The organism is Mesorhizobium sp. WSM4833, assembly GCF_055811095.1.
Map to the genome: position 1 here is coordinate 295,948 of NZ_JBVVQG010000007.1, position 25,186 is coordinate 321,133.

The following is a 25,186-nucleotide window of genomic DNA, read 5'->3' on the forward strand; positions in this document are numbered from 1 at the left end:
CTCTGCGCCGCATTGGTCTCGGTCAGCGCGGCGGTGCTGGTGCCGGTGATCACGGTGGCGTCGTCGGTGCCGTGGATATTGATGGTCACCGTTGTGGCGGTGCCGTCGGCACTGACGGCATCGAAGGTGTCGGTGTAGGTGGTGCCGGCGGCGAACTCGTCATGGGCCGAGGATGCCGTGTAGGTCCAGGCGCCAGCCGCATTGATGGCGAAGGTGCCATAGGTTCCGAGGGTTGCGGCCTGGGCGACGAAGGTTGCCGGGCTGTCGACATCGGAGATGGTGAGTGTGCCCGAGGTGCTGATTGCCGCGGCTGTATTGCCTTCCGTAAGGTTACGGACATCGGCCGACAGAACGGCGGCGTCGTTGGTGCCGGTAATATTGACAACGATATTGTAGCTGGCGCTTCCATCCGCCGATTTTACCGTCAGAGTGTCGGTGACATGCTGGCCCTGCGTCAATGGATCCGCAAGTGCCTGATTGAGCGTATAGGCCCACACACCAGTTGTCGTATCGAAGGTGAAGGCGCCGTAAGTGCCCTGCAGGCTTGAGGAAGTTGGAGTCTGGAAATGATTCTGGCCGACATCGGGGTCGGTGATGATCAGCTGTCCACTGGCGTTGGGATCATTCAGCGTGCCATTGGCAACACCGCCGGCCTCCACCACAGCCAGGTCTGCGCCGGGGACGGCGGTTATGATTGCGCCGTCATTGGTTCCCTGAATGTTGACCGACACGCTGGCCCAACTCAGCGTTCCGCCACCAAGCTTGATCGCATAGGTGAAAGTCTCCTTGATCTGGTCGCCCGCACCCATGGCTTGCAGGTTCGCGAAACCATGCGCCGCCAGATACCCGCTGAGGTCCATTTCGACCTTGCCGTTGTTGATGCGAATCAAAACGCCGTCGCCGATGCTTTCCCAGTTTGAAATGCCTGTTGACTGGACGTCCTGGTTCGTCAGGTCGATCGGCGCGTATTGCTTCGTGGCCGTCGACGCGGAAATCCCGTCGTCCACCGAAAAAAGGGACTTTGCGTTTCCACCTAGATCGTTCGCCATCACATCGAGAACTATGATGGTTTGCGAACCTGACGCGAGGACGACCGTATCCTCGGTGAGATTGAACAGGTCATCCTTCGCCTGCGGCGTGTTGGAGAAAGACGTCGTGGTGCCGCCGGCACCGGTGACCTGAGTAGCCATTTTTCAACCCCCCTTTTAAGAACAGACGCCTCATCTGTTTTATCGACAGTACTGAACGACCGGCTGCTTCCAGCCGAAGAAAAACCGCGCGAATCCAGGCAGGCATGAATTTTCGCCCTCATCCAGGCACACCGGCGCGCTTGGAACAGCCGCCTCAAGCTGGCCATTCACGGACAGATATTGACCCGATGCTGCTGGACGCGACGACTGGTCGTCACGCTACGTTCCCTACCCAACCTACATCGTCAAACTCGTGGCTTTCGACCACGAACTTTAGATGCTTCTTATATTAGGAGATTATTAACTCTTATAGAGAGGAAGCGTCAACGCCCAACTTGGCCGAACAGTTAATAGTCGAACATAAGGGGAGCCACAGTCACTAGAATCGAGTTGTGAGATCGAACAGGCGCGCCCGATATGAGCCAGACGGCAGACGTGCGGCTCAGCGTGACCAGAGCCCGCCAGCGCACCACCATACCAACACCGCACCTTGATCGCTGAGTACTTTTCGTGCAGCAACCCGACAGCCAGCCAGTTCGCTTGAACGGTCGGGGATTCAACTGAGATCACTTAACGCGCCGGACAGCCGGGAAGCTTCATGCCCTTGCTCACGGAGATCTTGAAGCCGGGCAACTCGAACATCTGTCCCACACGCTCCGTAGCACTTCGTGAAACCTCGTCGTTCGGTACGTGCGACCACACCTCCTCGTTCAAGGCCGATTGATCGCCCGAGCGCTGTCGCGATCGGTCTCGTCAGGGATATATTCGCCGGCATTGGCATCGAAGCCGGTCCAGCCGCCAGCCTCGTAAGCCCTGCGGCGTTCGGCAAGATCGACCGATCTGGATTGCCCCAGAATTTCCTCGGCATTTGCAATGAGTTCATCGTCCACCCTGGCCGTGACCAACGTGCCGCCGCGGCGTACGCCCTCCGCATACACGTGGGCATCGTTCTCGGGCACGCCGGACTCCGTCAGAGCGCCGACAATGCCTCCGACCGCACCGCCTGCCACCGCCCCGGCAACGACACCTGTCGCGGTGGCGGCGAGCCAACCCGCCGCGACCACAGGTCCGACGCCCGGGATGGCCATGACCCCCAGCCCTGTCAGCAATCCGCCGGCACCGCCGATCACGGCTCCAATCCCCGCGCCAGCCCCGGCATCCTCGGCAGCCTCCGAACGGTCGCCCTCGTACCAGTCATCCGAGTTGTTGGCGACGATGCTGATGTTCGCATGCGGGACGCCCGTGGCTTCCAGTTCGCGGACCGCGTCGGCCGCGTCGTCATAGTTGTCGAACAGTCCAGTTACCGTTTTCATTGATTTCTCCTGATCCGTGCTCACTTGCTGGCGGCAACGACGTTGCCCTGATAGTCCAGGCCGACGGCGAGGCTTTCGCCTGCCTTGGTGGCATGGCCCCGCCAGATGCCCTGGTCGTCCTTGGTAAGCTTCGACACGTTGGTATAGCCTGCACCCTCGATGCGGCTCTTGGCCTGGGCTTCGGTGAAGCTGTTTGCGCCGGGAACGAGAGCGGCGGCATTGGGGGTATTGTCGGTCTTCACCGCCGGTGTTGTCGCTCCCGTGATGGCGTCCTGCCCGGCTGCGATCTTTTCGATCATCTGCTGGTGCGTCTTCAGCGTATCGACCGTTTGCTGGGCGAATGTCTTGAGCCGGCGTTGTCGCCGCCGCTGGCATAGGTTTCAAACAGCTTGACGGCGTCGGCATGCGCCTTGCGCTGCATGTCGACATAGGCTGGATCGATCGGTGCCTGCGCATTCTTGAGCTTGTCGAGATCGCCCTGGTGCTGGGCATCAAGCGCCGACGGCACTTTCAATTTTTGTTCGCCGGCCACCGTTGCCAGCTTGGCATTGGCCGCGCCGTGATCGCGGATCATCATCTGGGCGAAGTCCTTGATGCTCTGGTCCTGAACCTTGCCCAAGGCAATCTGGCTCGAGTCGACTTCGAACTTGCCGCCGATGGCAGCCTTGTCGACGAAGGCCTGGGCGCTGTCGGCAGCAAAAGCAGGCACGGCGAGAAGAATGGAAGCAGCGGCGAGCGATGCGAAAAATTGTCGTGTTTTCATCGGCTTTGTCCTTGCCTGGGATGCGTCGCCCTAACAGGCCAAGATGCGCTTTGTTCCGATACCCAGACGACATGCCTGCAGGCCCGGCAGCACCGCGATCTACGCATGAGGCTGCCGGATTATCTCGCGTGAGATCTGCCACATCGACGTAAAATGTGGAGAAGTGACAGGCGACAGGAACGCCGGCACCATGAACCAGCGTGGCTGCAAAAAAGCCGTGGTCGAGACAAGCAGTTTCCAGGCGCCGCTATTCTACATGCAGCATGGGTTCGAGGAATTCGGCAAAGTCGAATTCGGAATTCCAGGGCATGTACGAATCTTCCTTCGCAAGGACCTGTTGTAAGTCTTGGGACGGGCGCGCACGGATGGCCATCGGCTAGTTGTTTCAAACGCCAGGTGCTCTGGAACAAATCGACGGTTGCGGAGTTAAAGCGCGTCGCGACGCGCAGTCTTGCAGTCGCGTGTCGAATAGAGTGCATCCCGCTGGAGAGGCATGTGCGTACTGGACATTTCAGAAAGCCGATTGTCATTCAACCTGGCCGGATAGACCGCGACAGGGTTGTGGTTTCGGTGTCGGACGCAGCCGAAGTGCTGCTGCGGGACTGGCCAAAGCCGACATCCGAGAGGCGTCTTGCCGCGATCAGAGCGTGCCTTGCCGTCATGCGAGGCGAAAAGCCGACAAGGGCGGCACGACAGGCGTTCATCGTTGCGGCCAAGGACGCCAGGATTCTGCTGAGCGAGCAAGTCTGACCGTGGTGGGTCGCCTCAGCGCATGCAAGCTTGGTTCCGCCGGCGCCTGCAAGTGCGATACTGCCGAGATCGGTTCGAAGGGGAGAGATTATGGCTAAGGTTACAGGTCTCACGGCTGCCGCGGCCAGAGGCGAAGTTCAGGCAGGAGCAACGCACGACAAGACGCCGGGGTTCGATCCCGCCATTGCCCCGCTTGAGACAGACGCAGAGGCCGCGGACACACAAAATCCGGTCGCTGAGACAAGTCCGCCGCGCACTCGTCCAAAATTCGAAAACGATGCCAGCTTTGCCAATGCCATGCGTCCGGTCGAAGGCGAGCCGGAACTGCGGCCTGGCGGCAACTGGCCGGTGTTGGTGATTGCAGCTGTCGTTTTGACAGCAGCCGTGGTCTTCCTGGCGGCAAGCATGCTGCGCTGAGACTAATCCCGACGATGCAGCACCCACGACCTATTCCTGGAGGTCCGGCGCGTCCTTCATGCCTGAGAGTTCAGTCATTGGGCACAGCAGCCGCGGTCGCGCGGGATCGGAGATGTCGAGCTTGTCCCAAGGAATGCGGTATAGACCGTCGCGGCGGCGTAATCGGAAAAGATCCAGCACCGCCACGCCTATGGCCGAGGCCGAAAGACGCTCGAAAGCAGCGTAGACCCCGACGTGGAACTCGGTGACGACGAAATCGTCACCATCCCGTTCGGCGCGGATCTCCTCGATATAACCGACATTTTTGCCGCGCTGCGAGAGTACGCGCCGCCCCGCCAGATGCTCCAGATTGACCGTGATCATCATCAAGCTCCCGGAATGCGCCCGATGATATGGTCGCGCAACCAGTCCTGCCAGGCGAAGATCGACGTTTCTCGCACATCGATGTCGAACTCGATATCGATGCCGATATCTTTCACCTTGCGCCAGGCGACCCGATGAGGTTCGCCATGCTGCGTGCCACCCAGCTTGACCGCGAGCCGCGCCATCCAGCGCCCGGGCCGTGCGCCGAGGCGACGCGCCAGGGTGATGGAGCCGAGCTCGATGGCAATGATCCGAGGCGGCTTGCCAGGCCGCAACTGCGCCACCAAACCGTCGACCTTGCCGATATTGACCTGCTCGCGGTCGACCACCTGCTTGTCCAGGAGATCACGCAGCAACTTCATCATGTGCCTCCGAATATCTGCAGCGGGATGGTCACCACCGCCAGTACGAAGCCAAGCGCGATGATGAAGATGACGGCGGCATTTGACAAAATGCCGTTGCGATGCTCGCCGACATAACGTTTGTCGTTCAGCAGAAACAGGAACGGAACGACGGTCAGCGGAAGGCTGGCAGCCGTCAGCGCCATGGAAAAGATGGTGAGCCTCAGCGGGTCAAGACCAAGCGCGATGGGAATAGCCGCCAACAGCAATGATATCGTGTAGATGGCGCTGAAACCCGGATCGTCGCGCGGCTTGCGATCCTCGCCCCAATTCCAGCCGAACCCTTGGGCCACAAGATAGGCCTGTTGCAACCCGACCTCGAGCGCGGCGCCGAAGCAGGCGATGGCGAGAGAAGCAACAAACAGCACGAAGCCCCAGAAGCCGAATATGGGGATCAGCATCAACGGCAGTTGGTGATAGTCGTCCACCTGGGTGACGCCATGCGTGGCGAGCACGAGAGCGGCCACGATCAACACGCCGATCGAGATGGTGCCCCCGAAGGTCATGCCCAACCCCGCTATGGCCCGATTGGCGCCGAGATAGCTTTTGTCCCACCGGTCCTCGATGGCCCCCGAGGAATAGAACATGAACAGGTAGGGCGATATCGAGGCGCCCAGAATGCTGACCGCCATGAACCAGTAATTGACGGCATCGTGGACCGGCAGCGAAGGCACGGCGCCCCTTGCGACTGCCGTCCAATCAGGTCTCAGCATCACCGCTCCGACGACGAAACACAGCGTCACCAGACCGAGAAACGACACGCCCTTCTCGATGACGCCGAACGTGCCTTTCCAGAGCAGCAGCCACGCCAGCAAAGCCACCGGCAGTGCCCACCACCGGAAGCCTATGCCGGTGGCCAGTTCGAGCGCAATGGCAACGCCGCCGATCTCGGCGGACAGCACCAGGAAATTGACCAGCAAGGCGGCAAGCAACGGCCATAGAAAGACGTTGAAACCGAACCTTTCGCGGATGCCGTCGGAGATCGTGTGATGGCTCACGGCCGCGAACCGGCCGGACATTTCGACAAGGAAGATGATGCAGACGGTGCCAAGCACCACCGCCCAGATCAACTGGAAGCCAAACATCGCGCCTGCCTGCGCTGCCGTCGCCATGGACCCAACTTCGAGGAAGCCGCCGACGCTGGTGACGACGCCGAGGGATATTTCCATGAGCTTTTTCATGGCTTCGGCGCGAAATATTTGGCGTAGGCGGTAGCGAGCGCACGCGACGCCAGCCGTAAATCCTGTTGCGCGTCTTGGACTTCCAGCCGGTCATCTGCCTGCAGTCCGGCCTCGGCACGCGTCACCGCGACCGACAAATCATTGACTGCTTTTGTCAGAGAAGCTTGCTCGGTGGGTTCACTGGTTTCGGCGGACCGGATTTGCGCCCCGACATCGGCAAGCGTCTTGCCGATCGATTGCAGCGTGCCCACCGTGTATGCGGTCGGCGCCGCGCCGCCCATCCAAGCGTCGAGCAACATCGATGCGGTCTGTGCCGCGGAAGCCGCTGTTCGTGATTGCTGCTCGATCTCGTCGGAAGACGAGCATCCCGCCGACACGCACAACAGCAACAGCAACCACAAACAATCCAGCCGGAAATGACGGCCGCTGAGGATCAAATTCGGCGTTTGGTGCGCCACAAGAATAGTCTCCCCTAGTGCCGAACGAGCGGTGGTCGGCTTGAATTGACCTAGAGCGTTCAGCGGGCGCGTCAACGAAAGCCCATCCGGCGGGGCGGCTGCAGGGCATGTGGACGCGACAGATCTCAGCCGGCCACCGCAACTCAAGCGGAACAAAGGATCGCGTGCGGAATTAGGAGCACAAGGAGGCGGCGGAGCCGACTTCAATTCCGTCCTGATCATCACGTCGACGTGAATGGACTGCTGGCACGGAGAATCCCGCAATGCCTCGTCTCATATCCTGGATAGTGATCGTGGCAGTCGTGATCGTCGCGGCTTGGCTGTGGTTCGGCGGCCATAGAGCAAGCAACGATGGCGGCAGCCAACCCGCGCCTCACGCGATAGACCAGAACGGGTAGGTCAATCCTGATCGGCCGGGCTGCGAGGGGCCACGATCCTGTATTCGTGGATCAGGCCGAAAACCTGATTTCTCACCGTCTCGCGCGCTTCGGGCTGGATGAAAGGCATTAGCCGGTCGACGCTTTCAACGAGTTCCGGCGGCAGGTCCGCCACCGCATCCGTGAGTTCGCTGGCATGTTCATACATGTTGTCCGTCAGCTTTTTGTCGAGGTCGGAAAGGATGCCCATCATCACGCTCCATGTCTGTCCTCTCCCGTTCTGTTAATGACCAGTCCGGCAGAGATGTTCCGCGCGAGACGGCGCTCAGACCGCTGAGTACTTGTGGTCAAGGGAGCATCGTTTCAGACCGCCCCATCACCGCAACGTCGTGTGGCCCGGGTCGCGTCGCCTGGCTTTCGGCGGGATCAGCCTCCCGGCATTGGCCCGTAAGCCCCTGACGAATTCCTCCACATACGGAAGCAACTCGAAAAGTACGATCACGGCCATCACGCGACGATATAGATCAGTGGCAACTGCTGCGATTTCCAGACGATATCGAAGCGCGCGGTTTCCGGCCCCGCCCCGAACAACGCAAGAAACTGCGTCCAATGGAGGGAGACGACGCTGACCAGGCCCATCAGCGGGATCATTTCCAGAAAGCTGTGCACATGCTGTTCGATCGGCGTTACCCTGCGCGCCGTGGTTGCATAGCGTACATCCCACATCGCCGTCGCCTCGTGGATGAAGAAGGTGACGATCATGACAGCGATGACCAAGGCATTCACCTCGAGGAACATGGCTGCCAGCAACGGCACGCCTACTTCGGCGAACATCAGAAGATGGATCAAGGATTCCTTGGCGCCCGTGGTCGACTCGATATGTGAGGCGCGGTGGCAAAGCCAGTCTGCAAAGCCAGCGACAAGCCAGACGGGAAGCAGAAAGTACATAAGGATCAGCACGGTGGGACCTGACAGCATAAACGCGTCTGGCCTGGTTCGAGGTCTACTCAGAGACGAGCTGTCGATCACTGCCCAGGCATTTCGGTGTTTTCCTTGGGATTCTTCTGGACGCCCGCGGCTGGTGAGGTATCCGCCGGGGCGTTGCCACCCTGGTTCTGTTCAGGCGCGCGTTTCAGCGGCGAGGTCTGCCAGCCCATATCAATGTAGAAAAAGCCGACGACGAAACCGACAATGATGACTGCGGCTATCACCAGCGAGATTATCGCGTTGCGTCGCTCCATAGGCCTAGCCGCCACTTGGCTTGGGAGATGCAGGCTGGGCTGGCTGCGTACCTTGCTGATCGCCGCCGGTGCTGGTCTGCGGTGTCGGGTTGGTGTCCGTCGTGGGATTCTTGTCGACCGGTTGGCTGTTCGTGGTATCCGTCTTGGACTTGGCTGGATCGGCATTGTCATTACACGCCGCCAAGGCGAGCAATGCGGCCGACATCAAAAGCACTGCCCTCATGCTGATTTCTCCTGGCTGAGTTCGGGCGAAGCCGCCTGCCAATGACCTATCCGGTCGAACCGCACCGACAGCCCTTGTTTGACGGCGCTTCTGGCCAGCAGATGGTCCAGTTCGGCGTCCTCGATCGGGCTTCGTACGACCTGGCGGATGGCCTTACAGGCGAGTTCGGTCGAGACGAAATCATATCTCCTGCTCCTGGCGACAACATATTGTTCGACCAGCATCTTTACGCGCCTGAGCGCGATTTCTTCCGCGAATTGCATTTTGTTCCTCCTGCACGCCGAACTGCTGAACGGGTACGTTGTTCCAAAGATTTAAAACATGGCGGCCTGCCCATAGAAAGCCCGCGCTGCCGCGAGGGCGCGCGGGCTGATCAGGCTGAGGGGACCCGACCGTGCAGCATCAAACAAGGGGAGCGATGACGCTGCACGGCTACCGAACTCGCACAAACTTGAGTTGTTCCACCGCCATCATGAGTTGTTCACAGTCGAATGTGCCCAGAACAAAATCGCTTTTCATGGCCGGCATAAAGCCGCCCATTCAATCCTATCCGTACGGAACAATCAGCCTCGATGGTGGTTCGGCCGAAGCGAAATTCGGAGGACGTTATGACGAATGAAAAGTTGGCCGTGGTGAGGGCAAGGTCGGCACCGATGAGAAGGACAATCCCACCGATGTAGTCATAGCCGGTTACGAGGCGATGATGGCCGGCGAGGAACAAGTCATCAGCAGTTGGAGAACAAGCTGCAGGTCGCCGCGGCGCATGTGATCCCGGCAGGCACGCTGGCTGAACAGCACCGCAAGATGGCCGAGCCGGGTTCCGCATCCAAAGACTGAACAATCGGGCATCACGGCAGCAACTCCCATGTGTTGACCTGTATATCGACGGATTGCTGCAGACGCTCAGACGGTGCCTTTTACACGATTTGCCTTCCAACCTTCTTCCAACAAGGAGCAACCTCATGAAAGCGCTCACATGGCACGGGAAAGGCGACATCCGATGCGACCAGGTGGCTGATCCCGCTATAGAGGATGATCGCGACGTCATCATCAAGGTCACCTGCTGCGCCATATGCGGCTCGGACCTGCATCTGATGAACGGATATATGCCGACCATGGAATCGGGCGACGTGCTTGGACACGAGACCATGGGCGAGGTCGTGGAAGTCGGCCGCGGCCATTCGAAATTCCGGAAGGGTGACCGCATCGTGGTGCCGTTCAACATCTCATGCGGCGAATGCTGGTTTTGCCAGAAGGGGCTGTTCTCGCTTTGCGACAGGTCCAATCCCAATGCCAAACAGGCCGCCGAAGTGATGGGACAATCCCCGGCGGGCCTGTTCGGCTATTCGCATCTGGTCGGCGGCTATTGGGGAGGGCAAGCCGAATATCTGCGAGTCCCTTTCGCCGATGTCGGTCCGATAAAGGTGCCCGAAGGAATGGACGACGAACAGGTGCTGTTCCTCTCAGACATCTTCCCGACCGGCTACATGGCGGCTGAAAATGCCGGCATCGAGCCAGGCGATACCGTCGCTATCTGGGGCTGCGGTCCGGTCGGCCAGTTCGCCATCCAAAGCGCATGGATGCTCGGCGCCGGCCGCGTCATTGCCATAGACAAGGTGCCGGAGCGGCTGGCGATGGCTCGCGAGCACGGCAAGGCCGAGACGCTCGACTTCAGCAACTCCGATATCTACGACGCCTTGATGGCGATGACCGATGGCCGCGGTCCTGATCGCTGCATCGACTGTGTCGGTACCGAGTCGGATCCCGGCGCCAGTGCCGACGCCATGCTCGACAAGGTCAAGGCCGCCGTCTACCTCGGCACCGACAGGCCGCATGTACTGCGCGAAGCAATCTACTCCTGCCGCAAAGGCGGCACCATCTCGGTGCCCGGCGTCTATATCGGTCTCGTCGATCATATTCCGTTCGGTGCCGCCATGAACAAGGGCCTGACCTTCCGGATGGGTCAGACCCATACTCAGCGTTACCTCGAACCGCTCCTGGACATAGTCCAGAAGGGCGACATCGATCCCTCCTTCGTGATCACGCACCGGGCGGATCTCGGAGCCGGGCCGGATCTCTACAAGACGTTCCGTGACAAGCAGGATGGCTGCATCAAGGTGGTGATGCGGCCGCATGGTTGAGGTGTCGGGCTCTCGCACCAGGTCTGCCCTGAGTAAGTCGGCGGCCGTGGATCGCAATGGACCCGTTGGCACCTGGAACCTTCGATCGCGGCGACGGTTTGACCTGCAGACTTCACAGCGGCGGGACTACCGTGCCTCACCCGATGCAAAGAAAGGTGCTGCCATGAGCAATGAGAGTTCCACATCGAAACCCAGCGTCCGGTCTCCGAACGCCGATGGTCTGCCGCACCCGAGACGGGACGCCAGTGACACGGATGCCGGTGGCAAGCCGGAGACGCCGAAAACCGCAGGCACATCCCGGCCGTCGACCGCGCCGCTTGACAATCCGGTTGCCAATCGCAACGCCGGGCGGCCGCGTCAGGCGAGCACCACGCCTCGGCCGACGGACAAGCCCCTGGACTGATCGAAACCGCCTGTTGAAATCACGACGAGTGCGTGTCGGGACGAAGCGATGCCAGGTCGGCCAGGGTGTTGAGAAGGGCAGCGTCGCCTGCCGGCTTTGGCACGAATTTGCAGCTTCGGAAGGGTTGGGGAACATCACGCGGCCCAAATCCGGTCATGAAGGCGAAGGGGACGCCGCGAGCCAGCAATGTTTCGGCTACGGGCAGACTCGTTTCACCGTTCAATTGGATGTCGAGCAGCGCCACGTCGACTTTGCCTGCATCGATAAGTTGACGAGCCGCAGCGACCGACGAGACCGGGCCGATCACGGGATAACCCGCCGCACGCAGGCGAGACGCGACGTCTTCGGCGATCAGCCATTCGTCCTCGACCACCAGAACGCGCGGCCTGTCGTCGCTCACGGCGCCTCCTTGTGGTTTGCTGGAAACGCGATCTGGACGCTGAGGCCGTCCTTGTGGAACGCGGTCTCGACATGGCCGCCGAGCCTGTAACCAATTTCTCCCTGCAGCAGTGTCAGGCCAAAACCATTGTCCAAGGGCGCCTTGACAACAGGGCCGTCCTTTTCGCGCCAGCCAAATGTGAAACTGTCCTCCTCGATCGACCATTGCACACTGACCTTGCCGTCGGTTTTTGACAAAGCGCCGTACTTGGCCGCGTTGGTGGCCAGTTCATGAATGGCCATGCTGAGGGAAAGCCCCTGTTGCGGACCTAGTTTGACATCCTCGCCATCGAGTTCGATCCGCTCGATGCCGAATGGTTCGAGCTCCTGCTGGAGCAGTTCCCTGACCGAGGCTTCCTTCCATCTCTCCCGGGTCAGCAGGCCGTAGGCCCGCGACATGGCATGCAGGCGACCGATCAGCGCATCCGCGAACTCCTCCTTCGTATCAGAACTTTCCCGCGTGCGGCTTGCAATGCTGGCGATCACCGCAAGCATATTCTTGACCCGGTGGTTGAGTTCAGAGATGAGCACCTGCTGATGCTCTTCCGCCTGTGCCAGAGTGGTGACATCGACAAGTGTCACCACCACGCCCTGGATCCTGTTGCCCTTGTCGCGATAGGGATTGATGCGGACCATGTGGAACAGGCCCCTGGCATCGCGTGCCAGATGGTGATTCAGGATCTCGCCTGTCTCGAAGACCTTGTCGATGTGCTGCTTCAACTCGGGGTAGTCGAGCTGGCTAGACAGATCCGTCAGCGGCCGGCCGACATCCGAGGGACGCAGGCTGAAGAAGGATGACGCCGCCGGCGTGAAGGTACGGACCACAAGGCTGCGGTCGAGGAAAATGGTCGCGATGTCGGTGCTTTCGAACAGGTTGCGCAGATCGCCGTTGGCGTGGTCGAGCTCCTCTATCTTGGCCGTCAACTCGGCGTTGATCGTGTTGAGCTCCTCATTGAGCGACTGCATCTCCTCCTTCGAGGCTTCGAGTTCCTCGTTGGTGGACTGCGCCTCCTCATTGACGGAGACGAGTTCCTCGTTCGACGATTTGACCTCCTCCAGCGCGGTCTCGTATTCCTCGATCGTCGATTGCAGGCGCTCCCTGGTGTCGCGCAGCTCCCGCTCGAGATCGGCGGTGCTGTCACTGTCACGGCCGCCGCCGTCTTCCTCTGAGCGGGCCTGGGTCGGCCCCGACGGTTCGAACAGGACGAGATAAAGCGGCTCGCCATTGCCACGTTCGGTGAGCGGTTCGATCGTGAGCTTGATCGGCTGGACCCGTTCGTCGTCTTCCTCTACGATGAGGTTTTCCCGCACCACTGTGCGGCGCGTCGTCGTCGCTTCCCGCAACGCGGCGCGGAGGTCCAGCCGCAGCCCACGCCTAGCCATCGTCAGCAACTGCCGGCTGGGAATCCCTTGCGGCGCTTCGAGATATCTGCCGGTCCTGGCCGAATAATAGACGACATCGCCCTCAGCGTTGACCAGGACATGCGGCGGAGCGAAGCGCTCCAGCACCTGCGCCTCGACAGCCTGGCGCAGCGGATAACCGGCGGCTCCCTTCCTTAAGCCGGCACTTTCAGAGGGAAAGACGCCGGAACGGCTCTCACCGATCAAGGCGGGCAGCCTGATATGCGGCGAGGCATGCTCGCGCGCCTGGAAGAGACGATGTTTCTTGTCGACAGTGGCAAACAGATTGTCGTGCTGCCCAACGCTTTCGGAGGTGCCGAGGAACAGGTAACCGCCGGGTTTCAATGCATAGTGAAAGACAGGGATGACACGGCTCTGGATGCTCGGGCCGAAATAGATCAGCAGATTGCGGCAGGAGACCAGATCCATGCGCGAGAAAGGCGGATCGCGAATGACGCTGTGCGGCGAGAAGATGCACAGTTCCCGTATCTCGTTGCCAATGACATAGCTCTCTCCGTCGCCGTTGAAGAACCGCTGTCGGCGTTCGGGTGAAAGCCCTTGCAGCAAGGCTTCGGGATAGCGTGCCGCCCGGGCCACCGCCAGCGCTGGCTCGTCTATGTCGGTGGCAAATATCTGGACGCGCGGAACGACCGTAAGCTTCTCCATGTGTTCGCGCAGCAGGATGCCGATGGAGAACACCTCCTCGCCGGTTGCGCATCCGGGAACCCAGACCCTGACGGTGTCACTGGCGGTCTTGCCTTCGAACAACTGCGGTATGATCTTTCGCTCGAGCAACTCGAAGGCATCGGGGTCGCGAAAGAAGTTGGTGACATTGATCAGCAGATCGCGAAAAAGGTTCATCACCTCGCGAGCATCTTTCTTCAGCCAGTCTATATAGGCGCTGATGGAATGGACCTGGGCGATCTGCATGCGTCGCTTCACGCGGCGCAGGAACGTCTTGGTCTTGTAGCCCGAGAAGTCGTGGCCGGAGTGGCTGCGCAGAATGGCGTATATCTGTTCTCGCACCTTATCGATGTCGGCCGTATGGTCGCCATCTTCTTCCGCCAGCCCTTTCAGCGTGTCGAAGCCGCGGGCGAAAGCCTCCAGCTTCGCCCCGATCTCCTCGGCGGGCACAGCGACGTCGACGAGCCCGCTGGCAATAGCGCTCTGTGGCATGTCGGGATTGCGCGGCCCGTAGCCGTCGTGCGCTTGCGCGACAGTGAGGCCACCCCGCTCCTTGATCGCCTTGGCGCCCAGCGTTCCATCGGAATCACCGCCCGACAGAATGACGCCCACGGCATATTCGCCCTGGTCTTCAGCGAGCGCACTAAAGAAAATGTCGACGGGTTTGCGCTCTTGGGTAAGCCCGTTGGGCCGCCGCAGGCGCAGCACACCGTTGGCGATCGCCAGAGTGACGTTTTGTGGCATCACGTAGACGTGGTCAGGTACAACAGCTATGCCATCTTCGGCCACAACGACAGGCATCTCGGTGTAGCGGCTGACAACTTCATGCAACAGACTTTCTCGCTTCGGGCTGAGATGCGTGATGATGATGAACGCCATGCCGGGCTGGCTGGTAACGCCTTTGAACAAGCCTTCCATCGCGGGAATGCCACCCGCGGACGCGCCGATGCCAACGATGGGAAATCTAGTCGATCGGGCAGTCACGGCATGTCCCCCTTTCGCCGACCCGACATGAAGTCTCCTCAAGGCCGGATCGAACAGGACACAACCATATAGCGCGCAAGAGGTATGGAACAAGACGTCAGGGATGACGTTGAACCCGATATCAATGGTGGTTCAATGACGAAACGCTCTGCTGACATAAAACTCCGAGCGCCAGTGGTGTCAGGGGCGCCTGGATCGCTAGCAGATTCCGATGCGGGGCCCGTCCCGGATCGCATGCTGATGCTTGCGAAGCGGTTGCAGGCGGCCTTGGATGACAGAATTCGGAAAGCAAATCCTCTGCATTCTAACCTCCGTTGCAAGAAAGGATGACGACGTGCGCGACCTGCGGGGGCTGCATATTCTGATAGTTGAAGACGAATGGACGATGGCGGGAGATCTTGCGCGGTTTTTCAGCAATATGGGCGCCATAATCCTTGGTCCCGCTGCAACCGTGGAACAGGCTTCCAAACACACCGGGACGGCCGAAGCTGCAATCCTCGACGTCAATCTCAATGGCCGACGCGTGTTTCCAATCGCCGATGAGTTGATGCGCCGGGGTGTCCCCTTCGTGTTCTTCAGTGGCGATGACGACATCGCCATTCCCGACCATCTCCGCTACGCCAGCAATCTGCGGAAATCCTCGGGCAGCCAGGCGGTGTTCAACGCACTCTTTCCCCCGCAGGAATCGGGGCGGGCGACCCCCGGACCGGACCCGTCCGACGACGTCTTCGCGCTTTTGCCCAAACTGCGACTTGCGGCGCGCCTTTTGCTGGGAGACGTCGACGCATCGGATCGGCTCGTCGAGAGGACGCTCGAGCAAGCGATCCGGGATGTCGACCGCAGACAGCCTGGTCAATCCACTGAAAACTGGCTCAACGGCATCATGCGAGAGATGGCGAAAACCCGCGGCGCAAACCTGATGCATTAATTTTACCCTCCCTCTCAGGCTGAAGTGCTAAGCCGCGGGGCCGTCATTGTTGACCACATCTCGAAAACTGGGCCGTACAGATCAGCCGCTTGGCTTGTGTCATCAGTCCTTCTGATCGCGCTCGACGAATTTGTTGAAACGGCTGGCTTTCCCCTCCCCGGTCTTGGCCTGATACAGAAAGGCCAGATCGTTCTCGTCGAATATCCGGAAGAACTCGTCCCATTCGATGGGCTCGAATGCTTCCTCAGGCTCACCGAAGTCGATCCGCAGGATGCCGCCCTCGCCTTTTGTGCGCACCACTGCCGGCCGGCCGTCCCGCTCCTCGGCCCACTTGCGAATTTCGTCGTGGTCGGTGGTCGTTTGCGACTGAGACATTGAAATCTCCTTTGATCGGCGTTGCCCCATGGGACACGCGGGCTGTCGGGCGCCCTAACAGCACAAGGGCGTCAATGTTCCAGCACCGCGCCGTGATCGCGATGCCGGCTCCCAACGAAGTCCGCCAAAGGAACTTTGTTGAAGCAAGGGAACAAACCTTTTGCCGAAAAGTTCGGGGCGCCGAGGTTACTTGTCTGAGGAGTCGTCGTGAAACGCATATTGGTTACAGGAGGCTGCGGCTTCATCGGCCGGCATGTCGCACAGGAACTCGTCGAGCAGGATTATTCGGTTCGCATCCTCGATGCGCTGCTGGAGCAGGTGCATGCAGGCGAAGCCGTCGCGCTTCCCGCCGGGACCGAACTGATCAAGGGTGATGTCCGAGACCGGGAGGCGGTCGCCAGTGCGCTGGAAGGTGTTGACGCGGTCATTCACCTGGCGGCGGAAGTCGGCGTCGGACAATCGATGTACGAGATCGCGCGCTATGTCGGCGCCAATGATCTCGGCACCGCAACGCTACTTGAAGCACTGATCAAGCACCCGGTCGAACGGATCGTCGTCGCCTCGTCGATGAGCGTCTATGGCGAAGGGCTCTATGCAACGCCAGACGGCCGGCGCATCGACAATGCCCGGCGCAAGGCGAGCGACATCAAAAGCGGGCAATGGAACCCGCTATCGCCAGAGGGAGCCCCCCTCTCGCCGCTGCCGACGGACGAAGAAAAGCCGGTCGATCTCGCCTCAATCTATGCGCTGACAAAATACGCACAAGAACGCGCTGTGCTGATCTTCGGCGAAGCCTATGGCATCGATGCTGTCGCGTTGCGCCTGTTCAATGTCTTCGGCGCCGGCCAGGCATTGTCGAACCCCTATACCGGCGTGCTGGCCAACTTCGCTTCGCGTCTCGCCAACGGCCAACGGCCAATGATCTTCGAGGATGGCGAACAGAAGCGCGATTTCGTCCATGTGCATGACGTCGCCCGCGCCTTTCGCCTTGCACTGCAGCAACGCCAGGCAAAGGGTCATGTCATCAACATCGGCAGCGGCCGAGCCTACGCGATCAGCGAAGTCGCACGATTGCTGGCCGAGGCCATGGGGACACCGAACCGCTCGCCCGAACTGCTCGGCAAAGCGCGCTCCGGCGATATCCGCAACTGCTTCGCCGATATTTCCAAGGCCCGTGAGCTGCTCGGTTTCGAGCCGGTGCGGCAACTGGAGAATTCGCTCGGCGATTTCGTTTCCTGGGTGCGTAACACGTCCGCCGTCGACCGCGGCGCCGACATGAAACGCGAGCTCGAAGAACGCGGGCTGGTGTCATGAACACACGCAATCGACGCGACGCGCCGGTCGCCATCGTCGGCGGCAGCGGCTTCATAGGATCGAACCTCGCCGACAGCCTGTTGTCGGATGGCGAACCGGTGCTGGTGATCGACAATCTCAGCCGTCCGGGCGTCCAGCAGAACCTTGAATGGCTGGCACAAAAACACGCCAGTCGCCTCACCGTGGAGACCATCGACGTGCGGGACGCCAACGCCTTGGCGCCGGCTCTGACGGGTTCAAAGGCAATTTTCCATCTGGCCGCGCAAACCGCCGTCACCACAAGCCTGGTCCAGCCGGGCGAGGATTTCGACATCAACCTTCGCGGAACATTCAACGTGCTGGAGGCGGCGCGACTGAGCGGTGAGCGTATTCCTGTTGTCTTCGCCAGCACCAACAAGGTCTATGGCAGCCTGCCCGACGTCGCGGTCCGCGAGGACGGCGATCGCTATGTGCCTTGCGACAGCGTCATCCAAGCGAACGGCATCGATGAGGCTCGGGGCCTGGACTTCTGCACGCCCTACGGTTGCTCCAAAGGCGCGGCGGACCAGTATGTGCTCGACTACGCCAAATCCTACGGCATGCCGACGGCGGTGCTGCGGATGAGCTGCATCTATGGACCGCGCCAGTTCGGAACCGAGGACCAGGGCTGGGTCGCGCACTTCCTGCTCAGCGCGCTGACGGGACGCCCCATCACCATTTACGGTGACGGCAGGCAAGTGCGCGATATCCTGCATGTTTCCGATGCCGTCGCCGCCTACAGGGCCGTACTCGACCACATCGAGACGACCAAAGGCCAGGCATTCAATCTTGGCGGCGGCCCGGAAAATGCGCTCAGCCTGCGCACGCTGTTGAGCGAGATCCGTGGCCTGACCGGCCATGAGCTTTCAATCCGCCATGATGGCGAACGCACCGGCGACCAGCCCTTCTTCGTCGCCGACACCCGCAAGATCAAAACCGCGCTTGGCTGGATGGCCCAGGTTTCATGGCGCGAAGGCGTCCGCGACCTGGCCGACTGGCTGCAGCGCCACCGGCTCGAGCCTCACCCCGAAGCCGTGAGGTACGTCGCATGAAAATCGCTCTGGTAAACCCATTCTGGACCTACGATGACAGCATCTATTTCGGCTGCCGCCAACCACATCTGCCGCTGGAACTCGGCTATTCGAAGGCCCTGCTCGAAGCCGCCGGACATGAGGTTCTGATGCTGGATGGGCAGTTGCAGAAGCTCGACAATTCCGGTCTTTGCGAGCGGGTGGCCGATTTCGCCCCGGCAATGACTGTCGTCAGTACCGCGCCGACCTATCTGTTCTGGCGCTGCGCACCGCCGGAATTGCGCGTGCCGGCCGATTTCCTCAACCTTCTCGCCGGGCGCGGTGGACGCACGGTCGCCGTCGGGCCGCACGGCTCGGCCACGCCGGCGCCAACCTTGCGCAAGCTCGGCGTCGACATCGTCGTGCGCGGCGAATGCGAAGAAGTCGTCGAGCAACTTGCCCGGCGCGACGATTGGAGCGCAGTGCCCTCAACCGCTTATCTGCGGGATGCCAGGGTGGTTTCGAACGGCGGCGTCCACGCCAGCTCGTTTGTCGATCATCCACCCCTCGAATGGCCTGCGGACTGGATCGCAGCCCATTCGCATCACCATCACAGGTTCGATGACAATCAGGTCGGGTTCGGTGCGGAAGTCGAGGCATCGCGCGGCTGTCCCTACAATTGCAGCTTTTGCGCCAAGATCGATTTCCGTGATGCCTATCGCCGTCGAAACCACGAAGCGGTGGTCGCGGAGATCGATCGGCTGATTGCCCAAGGTGTCGGCTACATCTACTTCATCGACGAAATCTTCCTGCCGCAAAAAGCGTTGCTGGAAGCCTTGGTCGATCGCAATGTGAAATTCGGCGTGCAGACCCGCATCGATCTGTGGAAGCCCGAGCTGCTGGAATTGCTGGGCGCCGCAGGCTGCGTCTCCATTGAAGCAGGGCTCGAAAGCCTGACGGTTGAAGGCCGGGCGATGCTGGCCAAGCGCTGCCGGCTGGGCACCGAGGAACTTGCCGCGCTGCTCGTCGATGCTAGACGTCACGTTCCATTCGTTCAAGCCAATCTGATCGGCGTGGTCGAGGATGATCCCGCCCTGGTCGAGCACTGGCGAACCCACCTGATCGACCACGGCGTATGGGCCAATGAACCTGTTCCGCTTTATCCGTATCCGAGTTCGCCCAGCTATCGCGAGCTTTGGGGCGAACCCGACGACCTTGCCTGGGAGCGCGCCCATGACCACTATCTCGCATCCTTCCAGAAATTCAGTGACATCCAGGAGAAGCGGCCCCGGCCGCTGGCGGAACTGGAGGCGACATGTTGCGGACACTGACGCCGCGCTCGTGGCGCATCCTGATGACCGTCGATGCCGTGGGCGGCGTATGGCGCTATGCGCTTGATCTGGCACGGGAACTTGTGAACGGCGGCGACAGTGTGGTGCTTGCCGGGCTCGGTCCCCAGCCGACGAGGCAGCAGGCTGCGGAGGCAGAGGCTTTCACCACGCTGATCTGGTTGAACACGCCGCCGGATTGGATGACCCACAACGGCGGCGACCTGGATGCGCTACCGCGAGAATTGCTTGCGCCCATGCGCGACCACGCCATCGACCTAGTCCATTTCAACGCGCCGACGCAGGCGGCGGGATTCGATGCGCCGTGCCCAGCCGTGGCGGTCTCCCATTCCTGCGTGACGACATGGTTCCATGCCGTCAGGAAACAGGCAGTGGATGGCGCATGGGCCTGGCAGAAGGAGCGCAACAGGCGTGGCTTCAATCGGGCCGACGCAGTCATCGTGCCGAGCCGCAGCCACGCCGACATGCTTGAGACCTGCTACGGCCCGATCGCGCGTCTGAGTGTGGTGGGAAATAGTGCCAGTCCGGTGCCGAAGGCCGAAAAGCGCCAACCGCTCGTCTTCGCCGCTGCCCGCTGGTGGGACGAGGGGAAGAATGCGGCGGTGATCGACCAGGCCGCGTCGCTGACGCGATGGCCCGTCTTTGCCGCCGGTTCGATGCACGGTCCGAACGGCGGGCGTACCAGCTTCAGCTATGCTGTTCCCCTGGGAGCACTGCCGTCTCACGAGGTGCGCTCCTTGATGGCGCGCGCCGGCATTTTCGTGTCGCCGTCGATCTATGAGCCATTCGGTCTGGCCGCGCTGGAAGCTGCCATGTCGGCGACGCCCCTGGTGCTTTCCGACATCGCAACCTATCGCGAACTATGGGACGGGGCCGCGATGTTCTTTGACGCGCGCAATCCGCACGACCTCGCTGCCGGCCTCAATCGTCTTTCCAGCGATGCCGAACTCAGGCGAGAGCTCGGCCAGGCAGCGATGCGGCGGAGCCGCCGGTTTACACTGGCCAGGCAAGCGGCAGCCATGCGAGGCGTCTACGACAAGGCGGCCCTGGCTATGGCGGGGCGTTGACCATGCGCTTTTTGTTCTACACCCACTCGGTCGTATCCGACTGGAACCACGGCAATGCCCATTTCCTGCGCGGTATCATGCGGGATCTGATCGCGCGCCAGCACCAGGCAGTCGCGCTGGAGCCGTCCGACGGCTGGAGCCGTTCGAACCTGTTGGCCGAGAAGGGATCCTTCGCCATCGAACGCTTCCGCAAGGATTTCCCAGAGTTGATGCCGGTGACCTACAATGCCGGGTTCGATCACGAGGCCTGGATCGCCGAGGCCGACGTTGTGATCGTTCATGAGTGGACGGATCCGGAGCTTGTCGCACGCATCGGCCGTGCCCGGGCCGCTGGCGGCAACTTCATCCTTCTGTTTCATGACACCCATCACCGGGCCATATCGGCGACCGAGGCAATCTCGGCGCTACGGTTGGAGCACTATGACGGCGTCCTCGCCTTTGGCGAGGCCTTGCGCGAGAGCTATCTGCGCGCCGGCTGGGGCAAGCGCGTCTTCACCTGGCATGAAGCCGCGGACGATCGCCTGTTCAAGCCGCACCCAGAGATCCATCCCATGTCCGATCTGGTCTGGATTGGAAACTGGGGCGACGATGAGCGGACTGCCGAACTCAAGGAATTTCTGATCGAGCCAGTACACGATCTCGGTCTCGAGGCCACTGTTCACGGCGTACGCTATCCCAAGCCCGCACTTGCGGACCTGGCCGCCGCCGGACTGCGCTATGATGGGTGGATCGCCAATGCCGATGTGCCGAAGGCGTTCGCCGCGCATCGTGTCACCGTTCACATCCCACGGCGCCCCTATCGTGAGGGATTGCCTGGAATTCCGACGATCCGGATGTTCGAGGCGCTCGCCTGCGGCCTTCCGCTGATTTCAGCACCCTGGTCCGATGTCGAGCAGTTGTTCAGGCCCGGCGTCGACTTCCTGTTTGCGGAGAACGGCTCTCAGATGCGGCAACACTTGCGGGCGGTATTGGCCGATGCGGATTTCGCGGCTTCCCTGGTGACTTCGGGCCTCGAGACCATTCGCTCCCGGCATACCTGCCAGCACCGCGTTGACGAGCTGTTCCGCGTGCTCACGGCATGCACGACCGAACATACCATCAACAACACCACCGCAAAGGAAGCCGCCGCATGAAGATGGCATTCTACGGATCGAGTCTTTTGTCGTCCTACTGGAACGGTGCCGCAACTTACTATCGCGGGTTGCTGAAGGCGCTTTCCCAATTGGGCTACGAAATCACCTTCTATGAACCCGACGTCTACGACCGGCAGAAGAATCGCGACATCGAGGCGCCTGACTGGTGCACTGTCGTCGTTTATGAAGCGACCCAGCACGCGCTGATGCAGGTCGCGGCACGTGCCGCCAGCGCCGACATCGTCGTCAAGGCGAGTGGCGTCGGTTTCGAGGATGAGGCGCTGCTGCGCGCCGTTCTCGACCACGCCCGCAGCGACGCGCTGGTGGTATTCTGGGACGTGGACGCTCCGGCAACCCTTGCCCAGTTGCGCGACGAACCGGACCATCCGCTCCATAGCGCCCTGCAAGAAATCGACCTTGTGCTGACCTATGGAGGCGGTGACCCCGTCGTATGGGCCTACCGTGCCATGGGGGCGAACGAATGCGTGCCGATCTACAATGCGCTCGATCCCCAAACGCATTATCCGGTCACCAGCAATGCGCGTTTCGCTTGCGATCTGGCGTTCCTTGGCAACAGGCTGCCGGATCGTGAGGCACGGGTCGAAGCGTTTTTCCTCGATCCCGCATGCCAGCTGCCGAAACAGCGTTTTCTGCTCGGTGGATCGGGCTGGGGGGACAAGCCGCTTCCCGCCAATGTCGGCTGGCTCGGTCACGTCGGCACCCGGGATCACAATGCCTTCAACGTCACACCCAAGGCGGTTCTGAACATCAGCCGCGACAGCATGGCCGTAAACGGTTTTTCACCGGCCACGCGTGTCTTCGAGGCGGCCGGCGCCGGCGCCTGCCTCATCACCGATGCGTGGCTGGGCGTGGAACTGTTCCTGAAACCAGGCGAGGAGATCCTGGTGGCGCGCGACGGCGGCGATGTCGCCGAGATCATGTGCTCGCTGACCTCCAGTCGGGCAAAGGCAATCGGCCAGGCCGCACTTTGCCGCGTGCTGGCCGATCACACCTACGCGTTGCGGGCGGAGGTAGCCGATGCAGTCTTCAAACGTCACTTCGAGCAGGGGACCGTGGAGGCAGCGGAATGACCAAGCAATTGGACATCGTCTTTCTTGGCCTGTCGCTGTCCTCATCCTGGGGAAACGGCCACGCCACGACGTTTCGAGGCCTGCTGAAAGGTCTGCACGAACTCGGCCACCGCGTGACCTTTCTGGAGCGCGAGGTGCCGTGGTACGCAAACCACCGCGATCTGCGCGATCCGGATTTCTGCGCCTTGCGCTACTACGAAACCACCGCGGAGTTACAACGCGACTACGCCCGGTGCCTGGAGCAGGCCGACATCGTCGTCATCGGCTCGTTTGTGCCGGAAGGGCGCGTGGTCATCGACATCGTCGCTTCACTTTGCAAAGGGCGCTTCTGCTTTTACGACATCGACACGCCGGTGACCGTGGCGCAGCTTTCAGCCGACGATTGCGATTATCTGAGCTGGCGGCAGATTCCTTACTTCGACGTCTACTTCTCGTTCACCGGCGGGCCGATGCTTGGCCGTCTGGTGGAGGACTTCGGCGCGCGCCGCGCCGAGCCGCTCTACTGCTCGGTCGACCCGGAACGGCACCACCGGACCGGCGATCCGATCCGCTGGGATCTCGGCTATCTCGGCACCTACAGTGCCGACCGGCAGGCAACGCTGAACGCGCTGCTGCTCGAGCCCGCACGGCATATGCCGGACCGGCGTTTCGTCGTGGCCGGCTCGCAATACCCATCCGACATCATCTGGCCGGACAATGTCGAACGTATCGAACATCTGCCGCCCGCCGATCATGCCGCGTTCTACAGCCGTCAGCGCTACACGCTGAACGTCACACGCAGTTCCATGATCGCCGCGGGATGGTCGCCCAGTGTGCGCCTGTTCGAAGCGGCGGCTTGCGGCACGCCCATCATCAGCGATCGCTGGCCAGGGCTCGACAGCTTCTTTCCTGCATCGGCGATCCACACCGCCGGGGAAACGGACGATGTCGTCGAGATCCTCTTCGGCGAGTCCGAGCGCACACGCCTCGCCATGGCCCGCCGGGCCCGCGAACGCGTCCTCGCATCCCACACCGGTGCGGCCAGGACCCGCGAATTCGTGGCGGCGTTGACACAGCCAAGGGCGGCGGCCCTCGATTTCGACATCGGAAGCGCAGCATGACCAGCAGACAGGAGAAAACGGCGATGCGACAAACACGAAACGCGCGAAGGGCAAAGGCAGTGCTTGTTGCCGGCGGTGCGGGATTCCTCGGTTCGCATCTTTGCGAAACATTGCTCCGCAACGGCTGGCGCGTGATCTGCGCCGACAATTTTCTGACTGGGCGCATGGAGAACATCATCTCGATCATGGACCATCCGGGTTTCCGATTGATCGAGCAGGATATCTGCCGGCCATTGGATCTCGGCGAGCCCGTGGAGCGTATCTTCAACCTGGCATGCGCTGCCTCGCCGCCGCGTTACCAGGCCGACCCTATCCACACCACGCGAACCTGCGTGATTGGAACGCTCAACCTGCTCGAACTCGCTGTCCGATATGACGCGCGGTTGCTACAGGCCTCGACGAGCGAAGTGTATGGCGATCCGGAACAGCATCCCCAGAGGGAGGATTATGTCGGCCATGTGAACTGCACCGGTCCGCGCGCCTGCTACGACGAGGGCAAACGCACCGCCGAAACGCTTTGCTTCGACTATCTGAGAGCCGGCAAAGCCGACGTGCGCGTCGCGCGCATCTTCAACACCTACGGCCCGAGAATGGATCCGGCGGACGGCCGCATCGTCTCGAACCTGATCATGCAGGCGCTCGAGAAACGTCCCCTGACGATCTTCGGCGACGGCTTGCAGACGCGATCCTTCTGCTATGTCTCCGATCAGATCGATGGATTGAGGCGCCTGATGGATATCGATCCCAATCCAGGCAAGCCGGTCAATCTGGGCAATCCCGGAGAATTCACCATCGTGCGACTGGCTGCGTTGGTGAAGGCGATGACGGGTACCAAATCGGATCTGAGATTTCTACCGCTGCCGCAAGACGATCCTCGGCGCAGGCAGCCCGATATTTCGCGTGCAAAAGCGCTGCTCGGCTGGACGCCGAAGGTGCCCCTCAACGAAGGGCTCAAGCTGACGATCGATTATTTCGCAGCTCTCGAAGGCAGCCGCATCGGCGATCAGATGACGGGCTTTGCCAAAAGAGCGAGGCCCGCACCCGGAGGGCTGCAGAACCTTCCGGCGTGATGC

The 25,186-nt window shown here is 61.1% G+C and carries 27 protein-coding genes and 1 pseudogene; 13 read left to right on the plus strand and 15 right to left on the minus strand.

Annotated features, from left to right (window positions below; all coding sequences use genetic code 11):
* The 3 genes and pseudogenes from AC0L2D_RS16590 to AC0L2D_RS16600 all read right to left on the minus strand — a co-directional run.
* Positions 1-1,190, minus strand: a 1,190-nt coding sequence (locus AC0L2D_RS16590; RefSeq protein ID WP_473541568.1) for a VCBS domain-containing protein, incomplete at its 3' end; no start/stop codon positions are given.
* A 710-nt stretch (positions 1,191-1,900) separates the two neighbouring features.
* Positions 1,901-2,503 carry a general stress protein gene (locus AC0L2D_RS16595; RefSeq protein ID WP_063170170.1) on the minus strand — a complete coding sequence of 201 codons (603 nt, stop codon included), beginning with the start codon at positions 2,501-2,503 and terminating at the stop codon, positions 1,901-1,903.
* Positions 2,504-2,523: 20 nt separating this feature from the next.
* A pseudogene (locus AC0L2D_RS16600) lies at positions 2,524-3,266 on the minus strand (DUF4142 domain-containing protein).
* A 190-nt stretch (positions 3,267-3,456) separates the two neighbouring features.
* Here AC0L2D_RS16600 and AC0L2D_RS16605 point away from each other — a divergent pair.
* The 3 genes from AC0L2D_RS16605 to AC0L2D_RS16615 all read left to right on the plus strand — a co-directional run bounded on the left by AC0L2D_RS16605 (position 3,457) and on the right by AC0L2D_RS16615 (position 4,433).
* A complete protein-coding gene (locus tag AC0L2D_RS16605; protein WP_127366616.1) occupies positions 3,457-3,609 on the plus strand; it encodes an acetyltransferase in 153 nt (50 codons plus the stop codon).
* A 152-nt stretch (positions 3,610-3,761) separates the two neighbouring features.
* Positions 3,762-4,016, plus strand: coding sequence for a DUF982 domain-containing protein (locus tag AC0L2D_RS16610; protein ID WP_013533177.1), 255 nt, complete (start codon positions 3,762-3,764; stop codon positions 4,014-4,016).
* Between the two features lie 90 nt (positions 4,017-4,106).
* Positions 4,107-4,433 carry a hypothetical protein gene (locus AC0L2D_RS16615; protein WP_063170168.1) on the plus strand — a complete coding sequence of 109 codons (327 nt, stop codon included), beginning with the start codon at positions 4,107-4,109 and terminating at the stop codon, positions 4,431-4,433.
* Between the two features lie 30 nt (positions 4,434-4,463).
* On the opposite strand, the gene AC0L2D_RS16620 is transcribed toward AC0L2D_RS16615, so the two are convergent.
* From AC0L2D_RS16620 to AC0L2D_RS16660, 9 genes are all read right to left on the minus strand, one after another.
* Positions 4,464-4,796, minus strand: coding sequence for a hypothetical protein (locus AC0L2D_RS16620; RefSeq protein WP_013533179.1), 333 nt, complete (start codon positions 4,794-4,796; stop codon positions 4,464-4,466).
* Positions 4,797-4,798: 2 nt separating this feature from the next.
* Entirely contained in the window at positions 4,799-5,158 is a 360-nt protein-coding gene (locus AC0L2D_RS16625) for a hypothetical protein (RefSeq protein WP_473541569.1), read from the minus strand.
* On the minus strand, positions 5,158-6,378 hold the full coding sequence (locus tag AC0L2D_RS16630) for an Nramp family divalent metal transporter (RefSeq protein WP_473541570.1): 1,221 nt from the start codon (positions 6,376-6,378) through the stop codon (positions 5,158-5,160). Before AC0L2D_RS16630 ends, AC0L2D_RS16625 begins: the two co-directional genes overlap by 1 nt.
* Positions 6,375-6,836: a hypothetical protein gene (locus tag AC0L2D_RS16635; RefSeq protein ID WP_473541571.1), complete on the minus strand. Its 462-nt coding sequence runs from the start codon at positions 6,834-6,836 to the stop codon at positions 6,375-6,377. Before AC0L2D_RS16635 ends, AC0L2D_RS16630 begins: the two co-directional genes overlap by 4 nt.
* 399 nt (positions 6,837-7,235) lie before the next feature.
* Complete coding sequence (locus tag AC0L2D_RS16640) at positions 7,236-7,463, minus strand: hypothetical protein (RefSeq protein ID WP_224675419.1); 228 nt, start codon at positions 7,461-7,463, stop codon at positions 7,236-7,238.
* A 257-nt stretch (positions 7,464-7,720) separates the two neighbouring features.
* Complete coding sequence (locus tag AC0L2D_RS16645; protein ID WP_473541572.1) at positions 7,721-8,242, minus strand: diguanylate cyclase; 522 nt, start codon at positions 8,240-8,242, stop codon at positions 7,721-7,723.
* Positions 8,239-8,454: a hypothetical protein gene (locus AC0L2D_RS16650; protein WP_063170164.1), complete on the minus strand. Its 216-nt coding sequence runs from the start codon at positions 8,452-8,454 to the stop codon at positions 8,239-8,241. Before AC0L2D_RS16650 ends, AC0L2D_RS16645 begins: the two co-directional genes overlap by 4 nt.
* A gap of 4 nt (positions 8,455-8,458) precedes the next feature.
* The gene (locus tag AC0L2D_RS16655; protein WP_063170163.1) at positions 8,459-8,677 is read right to left on the minus strand and encodes a hypothetical protein; all 219 of its coding nucleotides are present in this window, start codon (positions 8,675-8,677) and stop codon (positions 8,459-8,461) included.
* Positions 8,674-8,940 (minus strand): hypothetical protein, encoded by a 267-nt coding sequence (locus AC0L2D_RS16660; RefSeq protein ID WP_063170162.1) that lies wholly within the window; start codon positions 8,938-8,940, stop codon positions 8,674-8,676. Before AC0L2D_RS16660 ends, AC0L2D_RS16655 begins: the two co-directional genes overlap by 4 nt.
* Positions 8,941-9,639: 699 nt before the next feature.
* On the opposite strand from AC0L2D_RS16660, the gene AC0L2D_RS16665 reads away from it, so the two are divergent.
* Positions 9,640-10,818 (plus strand): zinc-dependent alcohol dehydrogenase, encoded by a 1,179-nt coding sequence (locus tag AC0L2D_RS16665; protein WP_224675420.1) that lies wholly within the window; start codon positions 9,640-9,642, stop codon positions 10,816-10,818.
* Between the two features lie 422 nt (positions 10,819-11,240).
* On the opposite strand, the gene AC0L2D_RS16670 is transcribed toward AC0L2D_RS16665, so the two are convergent.
* Together AC0L2D_RS16670 and AC0L2D_RS16675 are read right to left on the minus strand one after the other, a co-directional pair.
* Positions 11,241-11,621 carry a response regulator gene (locus AC0L2D_RS16670; RefSeq protein WP_473541573.1) on the minus strand — a complete coding sequence of 127 codons (381 nt, stop codon included), beginning with the start codon at positions 11,619-11,621 and terminating at the stop codon, positions 11,241-11,243.
* On the minus strand, positions 11,618-14,728 hold the full coding sequence (locus tag AC0L2D_RS16675) for a CheR family methyltransferase (RefSeq protein WP_473541574.1): 3,111 nt from the start codon (positions 14,726-14,728) through the stop codon (positions 11,618-11,620). The genes AC0L2D_RS16670 and AC0L2D_RS16675 overlap by 4 nt, the downstream gene beginning before the upstream one ends.
* 271 nt (positions 14,729-14,999) lie before the next feature.
* Between AC0L2D_RS16675 and AC0L2D_RS16680 the strand changes: the two genes are divergently transcribed.
* Positions 15,000-15,656 (plus strand): response regulator, encoded by a 657-nt coding sequence (locus tag AC0L2D_RS16680; protein ID WP_473541575.1) that lies wholly within the window; start codon positions 15,000-15,002, stop codon positions 15,654-15,656.
* A gap of 102 nt (positions 15,657-15,758) precedes the next feature.
* On the opposite strand, the gene AC0L2D_RS16685 is transcribed toward AC0L2D_RS16680, so the two are convergent.
* Positions 15,759-16,031 carry a hypothetical protein gene (locus AC0L2D_RS16685; protein WP_013533191.1) on the minus strand — a complete coding sequence of 91 codons (273 nt, stop codon included), beginning with the start codon at positions 16,029-16,031 and terminating at the stop codon, positions 15,759-15,761.
* 207 nt (positions 16,032-16,238) lie between these two features.
* Here AC0L2D_RS16685 and AC0L2D_RS16690 point away from each other — a divergent pair, with 207 nt between their 5' ends.
* From AC0L2D_RS16690 to AC0L2D_RS16725, 8 genes are read left to right on the plus strand one after another with little or no spacing between them, the layout of a single operon-like run.
* The gene (locus AC0L2D_RS16690; RefSeq protein ID WP_024502367.1) at positions 16,239-17,345 is read left to right on the plus strand and encodes an NAD-dependent epimerase/dehydratase family protein; all 1,107 of its coding nucleotides are present in this window, start codon (positions 16,239-16,241) and stop codon (positions 17,343-17,345) included.
* Entirely contained in the window at positions 17,342-18,415 is a 1,074-nt protein-coding gene (locus AC0L2D_RS16695; RefSeq protein ID WP_024502366.1) for an NAD-dependent epimerase/dehydratase family protein, read from the plus strand. Before AC0L2D_RS16690 ends, AC0L2D_RS16695 begins: the two co-directional genes overlap by 4 nt.
* Complete coding sequence (locus AC0L2D_RS16700) at positions 18,412-19,704, plus strand: TIGR04295 family B12-binding domain-containing radical SAM protein (protein ID WP_013533194.1); 1,293 nt, start codon at positions 18,412-18,414, stop codon at positions 19,702-19,704. The genes AC0L2D_RS16695 and AC0L2D_RS16700 overlap by 4 nt, the downstream gene beginning before the upstream one ends.
* On the plus strand, positions 19,689-20,789 hold the full coding sequence (locus AC0L2D_RS16705) for a glycosyltransferase family 4 protein (protein ID WP_063170155.1): 1,101 nt from the start codon (positions 19,689-19,691) through the stop codon (positions 20,787-20,789). The genes AC0L2D_RS16700 and AC0L2D_RS16705 overlap by 16 nt, the downstream gene beginning before the upstream one ends.
* A gap of 2 nt (positions 20,790-20,791) precedes the next feature.
* Complete coding sequence (locus AC0L2D_RS16710; protein WP_473541576.1) at positions 20,792-21,922, plus strand: CgeB family protein; 1,131 nt, start codon at positions 20,792-20,794, stop codon at positions 21,920-21,922.
* Complete coding sequence (locus AC0L2D_RS16715) at positions 21,919-23,013, plus strand: CgeB family protein (RefSeq protein ID WP_027164021.1); 1,095 nt, start codon at positions 21,919-21,921, stop codon at positions 23,011-23,013. Before AC0L2D_RS16710 ends, AC0L2D_RS16715 begins: the two co-directional genes overlap by 4 nt.
* Positions 23,010-24,113, plus strand: coding sequence for a CgeB family protein (locus AC0L2D_RS16720; RefSeq protein WP_473541577.1), 1,104 nt, complete (start codon positions 23,010-23,012; stop codon positions 24,111-24,113). The genes AC0L2D_RS16715 and AC0L2D_RS16720 overlap by 4 nt, the downstream gene beginning before the upstream one ends.
* Before the next feature lie 23 nt (positions 24,114-24,136).
* Entirely contained in the window at positions 24,137-25,183 is a 1,047-nt protein-coding gene (locus tag AC0L2D_RS16725; protein WP_013533199.1) for a UDP-glucuronic acid decarboxylase family protein, read from the plus strand.
* Positions 25,184-25,186: the final 3 nt, after the last annotated feature.

Bases quoted from the DNA above. Each gene is read 5' to 3' on its own strand.
- AC0L2D_RS16665 (WP_224675420.1), top strand. From the start codon at position 9,640: ATGAAAGCGCTCACATGGCACGGGAAAGGCGACATCCGATGCGACCAG.
- AC0L2D_RS16715 (WP_027164021.1), top strand. From the start codon at position 21,919: ATGAAGATGGCATTCTACGGATCGAGTCTTTTGTCGTCCTACTGGAAC.
- AC0L2D_RS16710 (WP_473541576.1), top strand. From the start codon at position 20,792: ATGCGCTTTTTGTTCTACACCCACTCGGTCGTATCCGACTGGAACCAC.
- AC0L2D_RS16685 (WP_013533191.1), bottom strand. From the start codon at position 16,031: ATGTCTCAGTCGCAAACGACCACCGACCACGACGAAATTCGCAAGTGG.
- AC0L2D_RS16655 (WP_063170163.1), bottom strand. From the start codon at position 8,677: ATGAGGGCAGTGCTTTTGATGTCGGCCGCATTGCTCGCCTTGGCGGCG.
- AC0L2D_RS16640 (WP_224675419.1), bottom strand. From the start codon at position 7,463: ATGGGCATCCTTTCCGACCTCGACAAAAAGCTGACGGACAACATGTAT.
- AC0L2D_RS16650 (WP_063170164.1), bottom strand. From the start codon at position 8,454: ATGGAGCGACGCAACGCGATAATCTCGCTGGTGATAGCCGCAGTCATC.
- AC0L2D_RS16725 (WP_013533199.1), top strand. From the start codon at position 24,137: ATGCGACAAACACGAAACGCGCGAAGGGCAAAGGCAGTGCTTGTTGCC.
- AC0L2D_RS16615 (WP_063170168.1), top strand. From the start codon at position 4,107: ATGGCTAAGGTTACAGGTCTCACGGCTGCCGCGGCCAGAGGCGAAGTT.
- AC0L2D_RS16705 (WP_063170155.1), top strand. From the start codon at position 19,689: ATGTTGCGGACACTGACGCCGCGCTCGTGGCGCATCCTGATGACCGTC.
- AC0L2D_RS16680 (WP_473541575.1), top strand. From the start codon at position 15,000: ATGACAGAATTCGGAAAGCAAATCCTCTGCATTCTAACCTCCGTTGCA.
- AC0L2D_RS16630 (WP_473541570.1), bottom strand. From the start codon at position 6,378: ATGAAAAAGCTCATGGAAATATCCCTCGGCGTCGTCACCAGCGTCGGC.
- AC0L2D_RS16595 (WP_063170170.1), bottom strand. From the start codon at position 2,503: ATGAAAACGGTAACTGGACTGTTCGACAACTATGACGACGCGGCCGAC.
- AC0L2D_RS16695 (WP_024502366.1), top strand. From the start codon at position 17,342: ATGAACACACGCAATCGACGCGACGCGCCGGTCGCCATCGTCGGCGGC.
- AC0L2D_RS16660 (WP_063170162.1), bottom strand. From the start codon at position 8,940: ATGCAATTCGCGGAAGAAATCGCGCTCAGGCGCGTAAAGATGCTGGTC.
- AC0L2D_RS16625 (WP_473541569.1), bottom strand. From the start codon at position 5,158: ATGAAGTTGCTGCGTGATCTCCTGGACAAGCAGGTGGTCGACCGCGAG.
- AC0L2D_RS16720 (WP_473541577.1), top strand. From the start codon at position 23,010: ATGACCAAGCAATTGGACATCGTCTTTCTTGGCCTGTCGCTGTCCTCA.
- AC0L2D_RS16700 (WP_013533194.1), top strand. From the start codon at position 18,412: ATGAAAATCGCTCTGGTAAACCCATTCTGGACCTACGATGACAGCATC.
- AC0L2D_RS16605 (WP_127366616.1), top strand. From the start codon at position 3,457: ATGAACCAGCGTGGCTGCAAAAAAGCCGTGGTCGAGACAAGCAGTTTC.
- AC0L2D_RS16620 (WP_013533179.1), bottom strand. From the start codon at position 4,796: ATGATCACGGTCAATCTGGAGCATCTGGCGGGGCGGCGCGTACTCTCG.